This is a genomic window from Nonomuraea sp. NPDC050783 (genome assembly GCF_040802095.1).
In the GTDB taxonomy this organism is placed as follows: Bacteria; Actinomycetota; Actinomycetes; order Streptosporangiales; family Streptosporangiaceae; genus Nonomuraea.
On record NZ_JBFAHK010000017.1, the window covers coordinates 90,902 to 106,547 of the forward strand.

Genomic DNA, 15,646 nt, shown 5'->3' on the forward strand with positions numbered 1-15,646 from the left:
ACCTCTGTCAATGGGTGCTAGGGTGCTAAGCAGTTCACAGCGACCGAAAAGGGTTTCGAAGCATGGCGACTAAGCGGGCGACCATCAACGACGTGGCCTCGCTGGCGGGGGTCTCGATCGCCACGGCGTCCAAGGCGCTGAACGGGCGGCAGGACGTGCGGGCCGCCACCCGCGAGCGCGTGCTCGCCGCCGCGGCCCAGCTCTCCTTCCAGCCGAACGCCCTGGCCCGGGGCCTGCTGTCCGGCCAGACGCGCACGGTCGGGCTGCTCACCTCCGACAGCGTCGGCCGCTTCGGCATCCCGGTGCTGCTCGGCGCCGAGGACGCGTTCGGCGCGGGCGAGATGGCCGTGCTGCTCTGCGACGCGCGCGGCGACGCCATCAGGGAGCAGCACCACCTGCGGGCGCTGCTGTCCCGCCGGGTGGACGGGCTCATCGTGGTGGGCGAGAGCACCGACCCGCGCCCGTCGGTGAGCGCCGACCTGCCCATACCGGTCGTCTACGCCTACGGCCCCTCCGAGGACCCGGAGGACGTCTCGTTCGTCCCCGACGACGTGGGCGCCGCCGCGATGGCCGTCGGCCACCTGCTGGCCCTCGGCCGCCGCCGCATCGCCCACATCACCGGCCCGGCCCACTACAAGGCCGCCCGCGACCGCGAGGAGGGCCTGCGCCTCGCGCTGGAGTCCGCGGGCCTGCCGCAGGCCGGCCGGACGCTGTCCGGCCCGTGGTCGCAGCGGTGGGGGCGGCACGCCGCCGAGATGCTGCTGATGTCCGAGCCCGAGATCGACGCGGTCTTCTGCGGCAGCGACCAGATCGCCGCCGGCTTCGTGGAGGCGGCCCGCGAGCGGGGCCGGCGGGTGCCGGACGACATCGCGGTCGTCGGCTACGACAACTGGGAGGTCCTGTCCACGGAGACCCGCCCCGCGCTGACCACGGTGGACATGAACCTGGAGTCACTGGGCCGGACCGCGGCCCAGCACCTGTTCGCCGCGATCGACGGCAGGGCCACGCCCGGCGTCCACAAGATGCCCTGCCAACTGGTCATCCGCGACTCCACCTCCCCACCCGGCGTCTCCTAGAGCCCGTACGGAGCCCGGATCTCCAGGCCGCCCGAAGGGCGGCTCGTCCGGCGCAGGACCGGGGCGGGGTAGCGGTCCATCTCGCCCGCCCGGACGCCGATCCGTCCGGGGTTCATCGGTCCCGCTCCGCGGTGTCCCGGGCGGCCAGGAAGGCGGCGATCCGGGCCGCGCCCGTCCGCCGCAGCCAGGTGCGCAGGTCCATCAGGCCGGGGTGCAGGGCGCGGGTGAAGGCGACGTCGGCGCGGTAGCCACGCTCGTTGAGCCAGGTGTAGGCGTAGGCGAACTCCGCGCCGAGCCGGCCGATCACCTCGATCGGGATCTGGACGTACGGCAGCGGCCGGCCGACCGCCTCGGAGATGGCGGCGGCGATCCGGCGCGGGGTCAGCTCGTCCCCGGCCAGGTCGACCGCGCGGCCGATCCACTCGCCCGGGTGGGCGAAGGCCAGCGCGGCGAAGGCGCCCATGTCGTCCACGGCCATGACCTGCTGGGGTACGTCGGCCGCGAACGCGGTGGCCACGGCGCCGTCGCGCAGGTGGTAGGCGCCGGTGTAGTTCTCCATGAACGACACCGGGCGCAGGAAGGTCGCGGGCAGGCCCAGCCGGGTGATGTGCTGCTCGATCCGCCACTTGTTGATCGTGTTGCCCGGCAGCTTCTCGGTGTTGTGACGGCCCGCGCCGGCGAGCGAGGCGTAGACCAGGTGCCGCACGCCGGCGGCGTGGGCCGCGTCGGCGACGTTGCATCCCCAGCGGACCTCGTCCTCGGCCGAGAAGCCCGCCGGGGTGCCCGGCGAGCCGACGGTGGGCTGCACGTTGAACAGGCCGTGGGCGCCCTCGGCGGCGGCCACGAGCGAGGCGGGGTCGTCCATGTCGGCGCGGACGGGCTCGGCACCCGCCCGCGCCAGCGCGCGGGCCGCCGCGGTGTCCACGTCGCGCGTCACCGCCCGTACCCGCCGGCCGCCGGCGAGCAGCCGCGCCGTCACGGCCCGGCCCTGGAGGCCGGTCGCCCCGATCACCACGATGGTCTTCACGATGTTTCCCCCAACGGTAGGCACCCGGCGGCCACCCACTTAAATGGGGTGGCCCTCCGGTTATGGTTGAGTACCATATGGAGGGCCACCCCGCTTTTGCAAGTCCGCCGGAGAACCCATGTCGCCCGCCAGCCGTACGGTCCCGTCCGCCCGCCCGATGCGCGCGGACGCGCGCCGCAACCACGACCGCATCCTGGCCGCCGCCGCCGAAGCCGTCGCCGAGCAGGGCGCCGAGGCGTCCCTGGAGGAGATCGCCCGGCGCGCCGGGGTCGGCTCGGCCACGCTGCACCGCCACTTCCCCTCCCGGCAGCGGCTGCTGGAGGCCGTCTTCCGCGACAAGGTGGAGGCCCTGTGCGCCACCGCCGCCGGCCTGGCCGGCGGCCCCGACCCCTGGCACGCGCTGGCGACCTGGCTGGGAGCCGTCGCCGCGCACGCCGTGTCCAACCGGGGGCTGGCCGCCTCGCTGATGCGCGGCGCCCACGACGGCGACCCGGCCCTGGGCGCCACCTGCCACACGATGATCACCAACGCGGGTGCGGACCTGCTGGACCGCGCCCGGCGGGCGAAGGCCGTACGGCCCGACGTCCCGATCACGGACCTGCTCAAACTCGTCAACGCCATCTGCCTGGCCGTCGAGCGGGAGCCCGACGCCGCGGCCCAGGCCGACCGGCTGCTCACCCTCGCGCTCACCGGAGTGCGCAAGGCCGGGTCGTGACCGGATGAGGACAGGCGACGGTGATCTTTTAGGGTGATCACGTTCCGGGGCTGGTGAGACACGTGGGTCGAGCCGGCGGAACCGGCCGATGGCGGTTCACGTGGATCTACGGTTCGGGCTGCGGCTTCGCGCCGGCGCGTACGGCCCGGCCGGTCCTGGCGGGACAGGAGGCCGCTACCGCGTCCGAAGGGGTAACGCGCGGCCCGCAATCAAAAGGTGAGTACCGCTCTGGTTGTTTCGGTCCAGCCTGACCGGCCGTGACTGCTTTTCCGTCATTGTGAGCATCGACGCGCTCTCCTAGCGTCTTCGGGGCGGGCCCGCAGGGCTCGGCCGGAAGGCGGACAACGGCGTTCATTCGGTCCACGCCCACGACCACGGGGCCGGAACCCGCCACCTGATCATCGGTCCTGCCTTCGGGGTCATGCTCACACGGAGAGGAACGCATGAGCACTCCAGATCCGAAGCAGTCGACGACCACCACACCGTCATCGACGACGAAAACCCCCGCCCCCACCGCCACCCCCACCGCCACCGCCCTCGACGGCCCCACCCCGAAGGACCTCCTGCCGGCCAGCGGCGAGCACCCCGTCGAGATCGTCCGCTACCAGACCGTCGTGCTGACCGACATCCCCGGCGCCAAGACGAAACGGAAGCTGACCGGCGCGATCGACCTCGGCGAGGAGGACCTGCCGTTCTACGACCGCCCCGCCGAAGGCATGATCGTCACCACCGAGCAGAAGTGGGCCGTGGAAGGCGTGACGCTGGGCCGGCTGCTCCACAGCCTCCCGCTGGCGCCGGGCGAGAGCACCAAGGTCGCGGTCATCGACTGGGAGCGGCGCACGGTCGGCACCGGCACGGAGAAGACCAGCGAGAAGGACGAACTCACCAACCAGACGCTCCAGGAGCGGTCGATCAGCGAGCTGGCCAACAGCATCGCCCGGGAGGAGCAGCACGGCTCGTCGCAGATGTCGCAGTTCAGCGTGTCCGAGAGCAAGGGCGGCAGCGGGGGTTTCTCGTTCTTCGGCATCACCGCCGGCGGTTCGGCGAGCAAGTCGACCAACGTGGGCTTCGCGACGTCGGTGGGCCGCTCCACCGGGGTGAGGTCGGTCGCCGCCGAGGCCGCCCAGCGCATCAACGCCCGCACCCAGCAACTGGCGACCGCCGCCCGCAGCCGCCACATGACCGTGGTGCGGGAGACCTCGCAGTCGGAAAAAGAGCAGGTCATGACCCGCGTGGTCACCAACTACAACCACATGCACGCCCTGTCGGTGCAGTACTACGAGGTCGTCCAGGTCTACAAGGTGACGACCAAGCCGGCGCGCATCGAACGGTGCCTGTTCATCCCGCTGGAGGATCTCAACTTCACCCCCAGCAGCTTCCAGCGCTACAAGGAGGTGCTGGCGGCTGTGGCGCCTGCGGACTGGGCCAAACTGATCCGCGAGACGAAGCTGGTCAGGGCCACGGCCCGCAAGCTCAACGGCTACACGGCGGTGAGCGCCCCGGAGAAGCAGACCTTCGAGGACGTGAAGCTGATCGACCTCGCCACGTCCAGCATGGGCGTCTACGGCATACGCAAGTCCGACGGCGCGCCGGTCCGGTTCGACCCGGCCGTCCAGCGCTGGTACGCCCTGCCGACGACCGGGCTGAGCGGCGGCCTGAAGTGCATCGCGCCGGGCAAGGGGCAGATCTGGGGGATCCTCCAGAGCGACGAAAGAGTCGTCGTGTACGACGGGACGACCTGGAAGTACGACCCCTCGGGTGCCAGCGCGCGCAAGATCGCCTGCGGGGCCGACGGCACCCCGTACCTCGTCGGCACGAACGGCATGATCTACCAACGGGGCACCGGCTGGCAGGACATGCAGGTCGAAGCGGACGACCTCGCCGTCCTCGGCCGCGACCGGCTCTGGTACTGCCGGCACGGCAAGATCTACGAGCGCACCGGGAACACGTGGACGGAGCGCATGCCCAACGCGGGCGGGTCCAGCTCGCTCGCCGTCACCGGCCTGGCCGCCGCCCCGGACGGCATCATCTGGGTCCTCGCCCAGTTCCAAAGCACGACCCCGGGCCAGTCCCCGGGCCAGCCCTCACGCCAGTTCCTGGTTACGTTCGAGCCCGATCCGCAGACCGGCACCCCCACCGGCGCCCAGGTGAAGAGCGGTCCCTTCAGCCTGACCGAGCTGCCGAAGACCGTGCCCCCGCCGGACAAGCTCCTCGACGTCCTGCCCGTGGGCAACGGGGAGTTCTGGCTGCGGACGTCCACCAACCAGCCGCTCCGCCTGCAGACCGCGACCCGCGGCACGCCCACCCCGTACGACGGCAAGTCGGACTCCGGCGCGGCCTCCAAGATCGACGTGTGGTGGGACGAGGACGGCATCCGCAGCGTCACGCTCGTCGTGTCCGGCCAGACCTTCCGGTGCGGCGACACCAGCGGCTCAGGGATCCAGCAGCACGCGGCCTACGCCTTCGAGGCCGGTGACAAGCTGCTCTCGGTGGACTACTGGGCCGGTTCCGCGGCCCGCGGCAGCCTGTCCGGGCTGCGGCTGACCATGCAGTCCCGCGTGCTCGAATTCGGGTCCGCCGTGGGCTCGACCGCCATCCCCGACCTCACCGAGGACGCCGGCGGCGCGCTGTGCGGCTTGCACGGATCGACGGTGACCACCGGCAGCCGCACCTACATCGCCTCGCTCGGCTTCCACGTACGCGGCGACCAGGTGCCCCAGCTCATCCTCGACCACCTCAACGACAACCGCCGCCACTACAGCCAGGCGATCTGGAGCAGCCTCGACGAGCTGACGCTGAGCCGCATCCTGGCCAACTACACCTACACGCCGCCCGGCGGCAAGGACAGCCTGGTGCCGCTCGGCGCGCAGCTCGACCCCAAACCGGTCGCCGTCACCGGCAACTACCTCGGCTTCCGCTGGAACTTCGCCACCGAACAGGAACGCGAGGACTGGGTCAAGGCCCGCCGGCAGGACAGCACCGAACTCGGCAAGGAGCTGACGAGCGTCGTCGGCATCGCCACCAACGGCGTCTTCGCCGAGGCCGTGCTCGGCCGGGCCAACTCCGCCGAGAAGATCGACCTCACCCGCTTCTGGAACTGGAAGGAGTCCCCCATCCCCATCCTGCCCACCGACATCGCCCCCGTCGCCACCGGCGGCCGGAGCCGCGAGGTCGACGTCAAGGTCACCCCCCTCGCCCCCACCGAGGCCAGGTTCCAGACGATCCAGGCGCTGCCCAACCCGACCGGCATGGACGCCACGCTCCAGACCGTGGCCGCCGCCAACCTGTTCCGCGACATGAGCGGCATGGCCGAGATCGGCAAGGTCCTCACCAAGGGCATGGAGCTGGCGGCCGGCAACGACCAGGCCGCGGCCCAGCGCGCCGGCGAGGCCATGAAGACGGCCGCCGAACACATGCAGAAGATGGCTCAGATCGCCCTCGAAGCCGTGTCGAAGGCGGTCCCCGCCGGCCAGGCCGCCGGCAGCCTCAGCGCACTCGGCGGCATGCTCAACCAGTCCAAGAACGGCGCCGGAGGCGACAAGGAATAGCGACCACCCCGAAGGCCGGGCCCCCGCCGCCACACCCGGCGGGGGCCCTCGCCACGATGAGGATCCCGGCCACCGGGTTGGCCGCCGGCCCCACGGCCGCCGCCACGGTGGCCCCGAGCCGGACGGTCGTCATGGACGGGCCGGTCACCTCGTGGATGAACAACAGGGTCAGGCGATCAGGGTTGTCACCCGCTTACGGGGACGGCATCGGCCGGTGACCCCGTACGGGCGGCCTGCGCTCCGCCCATGATCCTTGAGCCCCTTCGTCCGGTGATCACCTCTGGTGGCCGAACAGCTCGGAGAGACACCGTCCGCTGAAGGCACTCTGCGTCAGCCTCAACTCCGCCGCGGCCGCGAACGCGAGAGCCGGGACGCCGTGCAACGCACCGGCCTGGACGACACGGTGCCGGTCACCGAACCGCTCCTGATCGCCTTCTCGAAGTGGATCGCCCTCTCCTGGTCGTCGTCGATCGAGCGCAGGTGTCTTGCCACGGCGTCATCACCGGTACCGGCGTGAACGCGCGCGAGCGCCAGCAACTCACTGATGACGTAGCCGCACGTCACGATGCGGGCCATCCGGGTCGCGGCGACCACGCGGTTGGCGGTGTCCCCAGGCCCCACCAGCAGGGCCTCCAGCGCGGCCCAGCTACCGGCGATCGCCGCGGCGGGCGTACCCCGATCGAGCGGCTGCAGGAGCTCCAGAGCCGCGTCGAGCTGCGGATCGATGCGAAGACGGAAGATTTCCTTCGTGCGTTCGAGCGCGTGCACCTGCACGCGACGCGGTCCACCGAGGTAGTCCAGAGGCTCCGGCTCGCCGAGCATGTAGAGCGTCGGTTGGAACTCCAGTCGTTGGCGCGCGCCCACCTGGAACCGGGCCGTCAGCCTCTCGACCTCGCTGTTCACTGCCTTGAGAGCCGAGTACTTGTCCCTGGGTCGATCTCCAGGACGAGACCGCCCGCCTGCCTGATGCCCGGAGCGGCCGGAAACCAGGACGAGAGCCAGTCAGCGGTCTGTGACGAGCTCAACCACGACGCCGGTCGGTCCTCGGGAAGAGGAGGGCAGGCTACCAACGGCACCAATACGGTGAATCTCACCTTCGGGCGGTTGAGGAGAGCCTGCGCCTCATCGCACAGATCGCTCAACTGCATGGCCGTCTTATTGTATTTCACCTGATATGTCAGCCATTTGTGTGTCGCCTCCGCGCTGTAGCCCTCATCCAATATGTGACTGACGATTGCCCGAGCAGTCGGCTCGCATCCCGTCTCCGCACTTCTGAGATGGCTCGCCCACCGTGACAGATAGACGGGCCGACTCTCCTGCGACAACATGTTCAGCGCCACCCAGTCATGCCCGTCCGCCTGCATGGTCCTGTTGACGTGTTTGATGAGCTGACCGCGCTCGGCGGGAGACCCCATCCCGGGATCCCGCTGGATCCTCTTCGCCAGCACGTCACCTAGGTACTTCACCGAGGATTCGGCGAGAGCCCCCAGGGCTCTCGCGCTCACCGCCTCCAGAAGCTCCGACAGTTCCAGGACGGTCCCCAGCCGCCACAATCTGCGATGCCAGGGAGTCGCGACGGCCGCGAAGTCCAGCATGCGTTTTGCCGTGTCGTGATGGCACTGGTTGTCATCGAGCATGGGGTGGGATATTCTCCTCGCCATACGGGAGGAAGTCGCTTCGGCCGCTTCCTCCCTTTCGCATGGTGCAGCATGCCAGAGATTGACCGTCTCTTACGGTGTTTTTACCACTCGCCGGCCGGTCTATGGGTCACGTCACCCGTATAAATCCATCGAATAACGGGCGAACGGCAAATCAGCGTTCACCGCGGCGTGGGCTGGTGGGTGAAGCAGGCGAGGAGGAGGGTGAGGCGGGTGTCGTGGTGTTCGCGGGGGAGCCGGCCGCCGCGCATCAGCGTCGCCAGGCCGTGCAGGGCCGCCCAGAAGGTCTCGGCCAGCGGCCCCGGGTCGGCGCCGGCCAGGTGCGGGGCGCGCAGGTGCGGGCGGAGGGCCTCGGTGAACTCCTCGAACCCGGCGCGCAGGGCGGCCGGCGTCTCGGGCGTGGCGAAGGGCAGGTCGACGCTCTGCCGGAACATGGCGTCGTAGAGGGCCGGGCGCCGGTCGGCGAAGGCCACGTAGGCGGCGCCGACCCGGGCGAGGGCCTGCGCTGGATCCGGCGCCGCCATCCGCGCCTCGCGCAGCTCGGCGGCCAGTTCGGCGAAGCCTTCCAGGGCGACGGCCGTCATGATGGCGCCCTTGCCCTTGAAGTGGCTGTAGAGGACCGGCTGGCTGTATTCGACCCGCTCGGCCAGCCGGCGCGTGGTCACCGCCTCCCAGCCCTCGGCCTCGGCCAGCTCCCGGGCCGCGGTGATGATGAGCTTCTCCCGCTCCGCGCGCTCGCGCTCCTTGCGGTTCTGGATCGTCATGCTCCGCAATCTAGCACCGCTAGCGGAATTGTCATTGCTCTGCTAGCTTCGTTCTTGTTCCTAGCAGCGCTAGCAAACGGAGACCCCCGTGCTCACTGTCATCGCCTACGGCCTCGCCATCGTCCTCAACCTCCTGTGCCTGCTGATCGGCGCCCGCTTCCTGTTCCAGCCCGTCGCCGCCGCCACGGGCTACGGCGTGCCCGCCACGACCGACCGCGCCTACCTGACGATCAAGGGGTTGCGTGACGGCACCTACGGCCTGGTCGGCCTGGCCCTGCTGTTCTTCGCCGGCGCCCAGGCCGAGGCCTGGTTCATGCTCGTCGTGGCCCTGCTGCCCCTGGGCGACACCCTGATCGTGTTGCGCAACGGCGGCACCAAGGCGGTCGCGTTCGGCGTGCACTTCGCCACCGCCGTGCTCGTCCTGATCGACGCCGTCCTGCTCTTCCTCCTCTGATCCCGCCCCGCCGGTCACGATGGCCCGTCGCCCCGGCGGAGCTGTTCGAGCCGTTCCGCGAGGAAGGTCCAGGACCTCCAGAACTCGTCGAGACACTCGCGTCCCCGCGCGTTGAGCGAGTAGACCTTGCGCGGGGGCCCCTTCCCGGACGGGACCCGCTCCACGTCCACGAGGCCGCGCCGCTCGATCCTGACCAGCAGCGCGTAGACGGTGCCCTCGGCCAGGCCGGAGAAGCCCCGCTTCCGCAGCCGGGCCGTGATCTCGTAGCCGTGAGCGGGCCGGCCGGACAGGATCGCCAGGACGACGCCCTCCAGCGTCCCCTTGAGCAGTTCGGTCATCTGCCCGCCCATGAACAGCCCTTCCGGCTACTTCGTAACACCGGCTACCGGATCCGGCAATGCCCGTCGGGCACAGAACCGGCGCATACCGGTCCCGAGGGATGATTTCCTATACTCATGCCTGATCTCGTAGTCGACGGCGGCGACAAGCTGTGCGTGCAGCTCCTCATCGAGCTGCGCGGCCACGTACGCCGGGCCGGGCCGGGAGCGGTGATCCACCTGATCGCCACCGATCCGGCCGCGCCCGTCGACCTGCCGGCCTGGTGCCACCTGACCGGGCACGCCTATCTGGGGCCGGTGGAGGGGGCCGAGCGGCCCACGTACGCGCTGCGGGTCGCCGAGGTCGCGCAGGACACCCTGGACGCGCGGCCCTGGCACGTGGCTTGACCGGTTAACAGGCTTCTTTCCCGGGTGGCCTACAGTAGACCTGGTTACCCGGTTCAGAGAGGAAGCCCGTGAAGCGACCGACGATCGCCGACATCGCCGCCCGGGCGGGCGTCTCCAAGGTGGCGGTGTCCTACGCGCTCAACGGGCAGCCGGGGGTGTCGGAGGCGACGCGGGCCAGGATCGTGGCCATCGCCGAGGAGATCGGCTGGCGGCCCAACAGCGCCGCGCGGGCGCTCAACGGCGCCAGGGCCGACTGCGTGGGGCTCGCGCTCTGCCGCCCCGCGCGCATCCTCGGCGTCGAGCCGTTCTTCATGGAGCTGATCAGCGGCATCGAGGGCGTGCTGGCCGACCGGTCGTACGCGCTGCTGCTCCAGGTCGTCACCGACCACCAGCAGGAGAGCGAGGTCTACCGGCGCTGGTGGGGCGAGAGCCGCATCGACGGCGCGTTCCTGGTGGACCTGCACACGTCCGACACCCGGGTCGGGGAGCTGGAGCGGCTCGGCATGCCGGTCGTCGTCATCGGGCACCCGTCGGAGTCCGGCTCGCTGTCCTCGATCTGGTCCGACGACGGGCAGGCCGTACGCGAGACCGTCGGCTACCTCGTCGCGCTCGGCCACCGGCGCATCGCCCGGGTCGCGGGGCTGCCCGAGCTGGTGCACACCGCGGTGCGCGACCGGGCCTTCGCCGAGGCGTGCCAGGGGGTCGCCGAGCCGGTCACCGTGCACACCGACTACACCGGCGAGGAGGGCGCCCGCGCCACCCGTCGCCTGCTCAGCTCGCCCGACCGGCCGACGGCGATCATCTACGACAACGACATCATGGCGGTCGCCGGGCTGTCGGTGGCCCAGGAGATGCGCGTGGAGGTGCCGCGCGACCTGTCCGTCGTGGCCTGGGACGACTCGCCGCTGTCGCAGGTCGTGCGGCCGCCGCTGACGGCCCTGACCCGGGACATCCCGGCGTACGGGGCGCACGCGGCCCAGCGGCTGCTCGCCCTGATCGCCGGCGAGAGCGTGCCCCCGTACGAGGACCAGGCCGCCGCCCTCACCCCGCGCGGCAGCACCGGCCCGGCGCCGGCCTGGATGAGCAGGTCCTGAGCCGGCCGGCCGGTCCGCCCGCCCGTGTCGCGGACCGTGCCACCGCCCGCGTCGCAGCCCGTGTCGCGGACCGTGCCACCGCCCGCGTCGCAGCCCGTGTCGCGGACCGTGCCGCAGCCCCGTGTCGCGGACCGTGCCGCAGCCCCGTGTCGCGGACCGTGCCGCAGCCCCGTGTCGCCGCGCGTGCCGCGGACCGGGTGGGCGGCTGGCAGACCGCGCGCACCGGTCCGCGGCACGCGCCGCCCCTCCCTCGCGGCGGGCCCTGGGGAGCCGTCCCCGCGTCCCCCGCGCCGGAACGGCTCCTGACATGGCAGAGCGCGCGAGGAGGCGCCTGAGTACCTCCATACCTCAACGAATCCGACAAATTCCGCCCGCGCTCGCCGTTGACAAATTTTTTTTTCGGCAGCTACTCTCGACCCATGAACGAGGTGAGATCCGCAGACGGCACCCGCATCGCCTGCACCAGCACCGGCAGCGGCCCGGCCGTGATCCTGGTGGACGGCGCGATGAGCTACCGAGGTCAGAGCGTCAACGACGGCCTCGCCACCGCGCTCGCCGACACGCACACCGTCCTCACGTACGACCGCCGCGGCCGCGGCGCGAGCGGCGACACCCCTCCACACGCCCCCGAGCGCGAGATCGAGGACCTGGCCGCGCTCATCAAGGCCGCGGGCGGCCCGGTGTTCCTGTACGGGACGTCCTCCGGCGCCGCCCTGGCCCTGGCCGCCGCGGACGCCGGCCTGCCGATCCGCCGGCTGGCCCTGTACGAGCCGCCGTTCATCGTGGACGACACCCGGCCGCCCGTCCCCGCCGACTACCTGGCCAGGCTGGACGAGCTGCTGGCCGCCGGTCGGCGCGCCGAGGCCGTCCGCTACTTCATGCGCGAGGGCGTCGGGCTGCCCGCCCCGGTGGTGGCCATGATGCGGTTCATGCCGGCCTGGCCCAAGCTCAAGGCGGTGGCGCACACGCTGCCGTACGACGCCGCCTTCGTGGCCGCGTACGAGCAGGGGCGGCCGTACCCGGAGGGGAGCTGGCCGGGGGTGAAGGTCCCGGCGCTGGTCATGGACGGCGGCAAGAGCCAGGCGTGGATCCGCAACGCCGCCCGCGCCCTGGCCGCGGCGCTCCCCGACGCCGAGCACCGCACGCTCGGCGGCCAGACCCACATCGTCAAGCCGGCCGCGCTGGCCCCCGTGCTGAAGGAGTTCTTCCAGTGAGATCCACGACGGTGACGTTCAGGACGATGATCGAGCTGGGCGGCAGGACCGCGACGGGCTTGGCCGTGCCGGACGAGGTGGTCGAGGCGCTCGGCGCGGGCAGGCGTCCGGCCGTGACCGTGACCATCGGCTCCCACACCTACCGCAGCACGGTCGCGGTCATGGGCGGGCGCTTCATGCTGCCGCTGAGCGCCGAGAACCGGCAGGCCGCCGGGGTCGCGGCGGGTGACGAGGCGGAGGTCACCGTCGAGCTGGACACCGCGCCGCGCGAAGCCGCCGTGCCCGCCGACCTGGCCGCCGCGCTCGACGCCGCGCCGGCGGCGAAGCGGTTCTTCGAGAGCCTGTCGTACTCCCGCAAGCGCCGTCACATCCTGTCCGTGGAGGGCGCGAAGAAGCCGGAGACCCGGCGGCGGCGCGTCGAGGACGCGGTGGCCAAGCTCGCCGGCGGGATCGGCTGACGAGCGTAACGCGAGGTGAGCAGGGTAGGCGGCCGTCATGACTGAAGGTCTTGACAACGACACGCTCTGGGAAGAGTTCCACCGCGCGGTCAACATGAACTCCGCGGAGCTGCGCACGTACCTGCTGGCGGACGCCTCGGACGAGGAAGGCTTCCCGCCCGACCCCGACATGGGGATCGACGAGCTGGGGCGCGGCGTGCTGCACGTCCTGAACAAGCGCAAGGGCGACCTCACCAAGGACGACCTCGACGTGATGCGCCAGGTCATCGAGCTGGTCGGGACCCTGGGCGACCGTACGGACGACCAGTCGCGGCGCGAGCTCATGTCGATCGGGCACGACCCGCTGCGCGGTTGAGCGGGGAGGGCCGGAGCGCGGTTCTCCCCGGGTGATACGGTTCGCAGCACCGGATCGGTGATGCCGGGAATCCGCTGAACGGTGGCTGGGACACGACGTCAGATGATGCAATGGGCCGCACCGCGGTCAGCATCCGTCATCATCGTCAGCAGCACCGCCAGCAGCATTGTCAGCAGCACTGTCGTCGACGCCTCCCGCATCCGTCCGCATCCGTCTTCGTCCGATCCGAGGAGATCCGTTGAGAGACAACCTCGACCTCGCCGCGAGCGCCCAGGAGCTGGCCGACGCCGCCCCGACGGGATCGACCGCCCGCGCCGCCGCCTCGTCCGTGGCCATCACGCTGGCCACCACCCGCGACATCGATCACGCGAGGGAGACGCTGGACGGGCTCTCCCCGCAGGAGGTACGCGAGGCCGCGCTCGAACTCTTCGAACGGCTCTCCTCGGACTCCTGACCACCGCTCCCCGGCCCCGGCAGCACGGCATCGATCACCCTCTGAACGTCAGGGCGCGGCCCGCCCGTTTTCCTTACGCTCCGGTGACGTCCCGGTGACGTCCCGCCGACGCGGGGCGTCACCGGATGAAGCCGCCGACCACCAGCGGGAGGGAGGCGTCGAGGCCGGCCACGTTCAGGACGCCGTCGTCCCGCGGGTCGGCGATCGTGTAGCCGGCCGCGGTCAGCGAGGCGACGACCACCCGCGCCCGCGGGTTGACCGCGTGCCGGTAGGCGGTCAGCGCCTGCGTCGCGTGGGAGCGGCCCGCCCACGTCTCGTTGTCGGTGAGCACGACGACGCCGTCCACGTCCATCCGCTCCCGCTTCGCCCAGGTGAACGGCAGCGACAGGTCGGTACCGCCGCCGGACGGGCGCCAGGAGGCGATCTCGCGCAGGTTGGTGCGCGGCGTCACCTTCGAGGCGTGGACGACGGTGTCCACGTCGATGACGTGCGCGCCGCCGCGCTCGACGCGGGCGAGCATGACCGCCAGGGCGCAGCCCACCTCGTACGGCGTGCCGACGTCGGAGCCGCCCACGTGGACGCGGGCGTACGACATGGACCCGGAGGAGTCCACCGCGACCAGCAGCCGCTTCCCGGTCGGCTCGACGGCGCCGAACGACAGCTCGTACGTCTCCTCCAGCGCGTCCAGGATCGCCGGGACCGGCGTCCAGGTCTGCGTCGCGGCGCGCCGGTCCGGCCGGGCGCGGCCGGAGGCGTAGACGCGCATCGCCAGCCACGCGTCCATGGGGTGGATGCGGGCCTTGAGCAGCGCGTCGCGGTCGGTGAGCCGGGCGGCGGCGCGGCGGACGGCCTCGTTCGCCGGCTTGAGCGTGCCGATCCGGGTCATGCGGGCGAGGTTGCGCAGCAGGGCGGTCATGCCGATCGTGTCGATCAGCGCGTCCCACACCTCGGGCTCGCGCAGCACCGCGTCCGGCAGGAACTCCCACGGCACCCGCAGCTCGGTGACCACGCGCACCGCCTCGGCGGCGCTCGTGACGGACTTGGCGGTCAGGAAGCGGTCCACCGCGGGCAGCGCCTCGCGGGCCCGCTCGTCGGCGACGTTGCCGGCGAGCCAGCCGAACAGCGTCGCGCGCGGCTCGCCGTCCGCGCGCGGGTGGGCGATGCGGAGCACGTCGCGCAGGTCGAACTCCTCCCCCTGCGGGGTCCTGCGCCGGCGCGCCTTGCACGCCCTGAACGCCACGGCGTCGGCCTCGCCGGCCAGGAACCAGGAGGCCAGCGCGGTACGCAGCGACCGGCCGGCGACCGGCGCGATGCCCCGCCCGGTCGGCTTGCCGCCCAGGTTCTTGCAGTAACCGAAGAACTGGGCGAGGTGGTCGGTGGTGCGCGCGACCTTCGGCAGCGCCCGCTTGACGGCCTGGCGGGTGGCGGGGTCGCCCTGCGCGTGGCAGGCGGCCAGCGCGAACAGGGCCGGCCGCTGCTTCGGCGCCCGCGGCGGGCGGGCCGTCGAGATCGCGGTCAGCAACTCGACGACGCGCGGCCCGTCGGCGGCGATCGCCTGGGAGAGCACGGCGGCGTTCTCGGCGGTCAGCCGGTCCTGGCCGACGTAGTAGGTGCCGCCCGTGGTGCCGAGGATCAGGAAGTCCTCCAGCCTGGTCCACAGGTCCTTGTCGAAGACGTAGCCGCCGGCGGCGTTGCGTACCTGCTCGGGACGGCCCGGCATCGGCCGGGACTGCGGGGTGGCGTGTGCCGAGATCGTGGCAAGGGGGTCACGCGCCATGGCTGGACTCCTTAGGTGTTCGGCCCGCCGTGAAAGGCGGAAAGGAAAACGCGCTCGTGATGAGCGGGCTGATCGGGACGGGAGCCGGAGCGGATATGGGTTCGCCCACCGGCCGTTTTGGCGCTCTGCCGACTGAGCTACCGGGGCACGGTGCCCCGGGCAGGACTCGAACCTGCGACCACCCCGTTAGAAGCGGATAACCGACGGGACTTCGACCCGCTCCGGCACCGGACCCGACCAGCGGCAAGGGCGCGGATATGGCATGCGGAAACCGGATGGACTCTTTTTCACAGAAAGATAACCGGCTCCCATTCGACCCGCGCCCTC

At 71.5% G+C, this 15,646-nt stretch carries 16 protein-coding genes; 10 read left to right on the forward strand and 6 right to left on the reverse strand.

Going from position 1 to position 15,646, the window contains the following annotated elements; translation table 11 throughout:
- Nucleotides 1-62 precede the first annotated feature (62 nt).
- Nucleotides 63-1,076 carry a LacI family DNA-binding transcriptional regulator gene (locus AB0H75_RS35385; protein WP_367803998.1) on the forward strand — a complete coding sequence of 338 codons (1,014 nt, stop codon included), beginning with the start codon at nucleotides 63-65 and terminating at the stop codon, nucleotides 1,074-1,076.
- Nucleotides 1,077-1,188: 112 nt separating this feature from the next.
- On the opposite strand, the gene AB0H75_RS35390 is transcribed toward AB0H75_RS35385, so the two are convergent.
- Nucleotides 1,189-2,103 (reverse strand): NmrA/HSCARG family protein, encoded by a 915-nt coding sequence (locus AB0H75_RS35390; RefSeq protein WP_367803999.1) that lies wholly within the window; start codon nucleotides 2,101-2,103, stop codon nucleotides 1,189-1,191.
- Between the two features lie 118 nt (nucleotides 2,104-2,221).
- On the opposite strand from AB0H75_RS35390, the gene AB0H75_RS35395 reads away from it, so the two are divergent.
- Complete coding sequence (locus AB0H75_RS35395) at nucleotides 2,222-2,818, forward strand: TetR/AcrR family transcriptional regulator (RefSeq protein WP_367804000.1); 597 nt, start codon at nucleotides 2,222-2,224, stop codon at nucleotides 2,816-2,818.
- 443 nt (nucleotides 2,819-3,261) lie between these two features.
- Entirely contained in the window at nucleotides 3,262-6,366 is a 3,105-nt protein-coding gene (locus AB0H75_RS35400) for a hypothetical protein (protein WP_367804001.1), read from the forward strand.
- Between the two features lie 336 nt (nucleotides 6,367-6,702).
- Here the strand turns inward: AB0H75_RS35400 and AB0H75_RS35405 are convergent, their stop codons facing one another.
- From AB0H75_RS35405 to AB0H75_RS35415, 3 genes are all read right to left on the reverse strand, one after another.
- Nucleotides 6,703-7,269: a hypothetical protein gene (locus AB0H75_RS35405; RefSeq protein WP_367804002.1), complete on the reverse strand. Its 567-nt coding sequence runs from the start codon at nucleotides 7,267-7,269 to the stop codon at nucleotides 6,703-6,705.
- Nucleotides 7,266-8,003: a hypothetical protein gene (locus AB0H75_RS35410; protein WP_367804003.1), complete on the reverse strand. Its 738-nt coding sequence runs from the start codon at nucleotides 8,001-8,003 to the stop codon at nucleotides 7,266-7,268. The genes AB0H75_RS35405 and AB0H75_RS35410 overlap by 4 nt, the downstream gene beginning before the upstream one ends.
- Nucleotides 8,004-8,185: 182 nt before the next feature.
- Nucleotides 8,186-8,788, reverse strand: coding sequence for a TetR/AcrR family transcriptional regulator (locus AB0H75_RS35415; protein WP_367804004.1), 603 nt, complete (start codon nucleotides 8,786-8,788; stop codon nucleotides 8,186-8,188).
- Nucleotides 8,789-8,876: 88 nt separating this feature from the next.
- On the opposite strand from AB0H75_RS35415, the gene AB0H75_RS35420 reads away from it, so the two are divergent.
- Nucleotides 8,877-9,242, forward strand: a complete 366-nt coding sequence (locus AB0H75_RS35420; protein WP_367804005.1) for a DUF4267 domain-containing protein — start codon at nucleotides 8,877-8,879, stop codon at nucleotides 9,240-9,242.
- 14 nt (nucleotides 9,243-9,256) lie between these two features.
- Here AB0H75_RS35420 and AB0H75_RS35425 read toward each other — a convergent pair whose 3' ends face one another.
- Nucleotides 9,257-9,592: a PadR family transcriptional regulator gene (locus tag AB0H75_RS35425; RefSeq protein ID WP_367804006.1), complete on the reverse strand. Its 336-nt coding sequence runs from the start codon at nucleotides 9,590-9,592 to the stop codon at nucleotides 9,257-9,259.
- A gap of 105 nt (nucleotides 9,593-9,697) precedes the next feature.
- Here AB0H75_RS35425 and AB0H75_RS35430 point away from each other — a divergent pair, with 105 nt between their 5' ends.
- The 6 genes from AB0H75_RS35430 to AB0H75_RS35455 all read left to right on the forward strand — a co-directional run bounded on the left by AB0H75_RS35430 (nucleotide 9,698) and on the right by AB0H75_RS35455 (nucleotide 13,542).
- Nucleotides 9,698-9,967: a sulfurtransferase TusA family protein gene (locus AB0H75_RS35430; RefSeq protein WP_367804007.1), complete on the forward strand. Its 270-nt coding sequence runs from the start codon at nucleotides 9,698-9,700 to the stop codon at nucleotides 9,965-9,967.
- A 68-nt stretch (nucleotides 9,968-10,035) separates the two neighbouring features.
- On the forward strand, nucleotides 10,036-11,061 hold the full coding sequence (locus AB0H75_RS35435) for a LacI family DNA-binding transcriptional regulator (protein WP_367804008.1): 1,026 nt from the start codon (nucleotides 10,036-10,038) through the stop codon (nucleotides 11,059-11,061).
- 419 nt (nucleotides 11,062-11,480) lie between these two features.
- Entirely contained in the window at nucleotides 11,481-12,275 is a 795-nt protein-coding gene (locus AB0H75_RS35440) for an alpha/beta fold hydrolase (RefSeq protein WP_367804009.1), read from the forward strand.
- Nucleotides 12,272-12,733 carry a YdeI/OmpD-associated family protein gene (locus AB0H75_RS35445; RefSeq protein WP_367804010.1) on the forward strand — a complete coding sequence of 154 codons (462 nt, stop codon included), beginning with the start codon at nucleotides 12,272-12,274 and terminating at the stop codon, nucleotides 12,731-12,733. Before AB0H75_RS35440 ends, AB0H75_RS35445 begins: the two co-directional genes overlap by 4 nt.
- Nucleotides 12,734-12,770: 37 nt before the next feature.
- Nucleotides 12,771-13,088, forward strand: coding sequence for a DUF3140 domain-containing protein (locus AB0H75_RS35450; protein ID WP_367804011.1), 318 nt, complete (start codon nucleotides 12,771-12,773; stop codon nucleotides 13,086-13,088).
- A 238-nt stretch (nucleotides 13,089-13,326) separates the two neighbouring features.
- Nucleotides 13,327-13,542: a hypothetical protein gene (locus AB0H75_RS35455; protein ID WP_367804012.1), complete on the forward strand. Its 216-nt coding sequence runs from the start codon at nucleotides 13,327-13,329 to the stop codon at nucleotides 13,540-13,542.
- Between the two features lie 118 nt (nucleotides 13,543-13,660).
- Here the strand turns inward: AB0H75_RS35455 and AB0H75_RS35460 are convergent, their stop codons facing one another.
- Entirely contained in the window at nucleotides 13,661-15,319 is a 1,659-nt protein-coding gene (locus tag AB0H75_RS35460; RefSeq protein WP_367804013.1) for a TROVE domain-containing protein, read from the reverse strand.
- Between the last annotated feature and the right edge of the window lie 327 nt (nucleotides 15,320-15,646).

Excerpts from the sequence above, each read along its gene's own strand:
- AB0H75_RS35385 (WP_367803998.1), top strand. The coding sequence starts at position 63 with ATGGCGACTAAGCGGGCGACCATCAACGACGTGGCCTCGCTGGCGGGG.
- AB0H75_RS35395 (WP_367804000.1), top strand. The coding sequence starts at position 2,222 with ATGTCGCCCGCCAGCCGTACGGTCCCGTCCGCCCGCCCGATGCGCGCG.
- AB0H75_RS35400 (WP_367804001.1), top strand. The coding sequence starts at position 3,262 with ATGAGCACTCCAGATCCGAAGCAGTCGACGACCACCACACCGTCATCG.
- AB0H75_RS35410 (WP_367804003.1), bottom strand. The coding sequence starts at position 8,003 with ATGCTCGATGACAACCAGTGCCATCACGACACGGCAAAACGCATGCTG.
- AB0H75_RS35415 (WP_367804004.1), bottom strand. The coding sequence starts at position 8,788 with ATGACGATCCAGAACCGCAAGGAGCGCGAGCGCGCGGAGCGGGAGAAG.
- AB0H75_RS35425 (WP_367804006.1), bottom strand. The coding sequence starts at position 9,592 with ATGGGCGGGCAGATGACCGAACTGCTCAAGGGGACGCTGGAGGGCGTC.
- AB0H75_RS35430 (WP_367804007.1), top strand. The coding sequence starts at position 9,698 with ATGCCTGATCTCGTAGTCGACGGCGGCGACAAGCTGTGCGTGCAGCTC.
- AB0H75_RS35440 (WP_367804009.1), top strand. The coding sequence starts at position 11,481 with ATGAACGAGGTGAGATCCGCAGACGGCACCCGCATCGCCTGCACCAGC.
- AB0H75_RS35450 (WP_367804011.1), top strand. The coding sequence starts at position 12,771 with ATGACTGAAGGTCTTGACAACGACACGCTCTGGGAAGAGTTCCACCGC.
- AB0H75_RS35460 (WP_367804013.1), bottom strand. The coding sequence starts at position 15,319 with ATGGCGCGTGACCCCCTTGCCACGATCTCGGCACACGCCACCCCGCAG.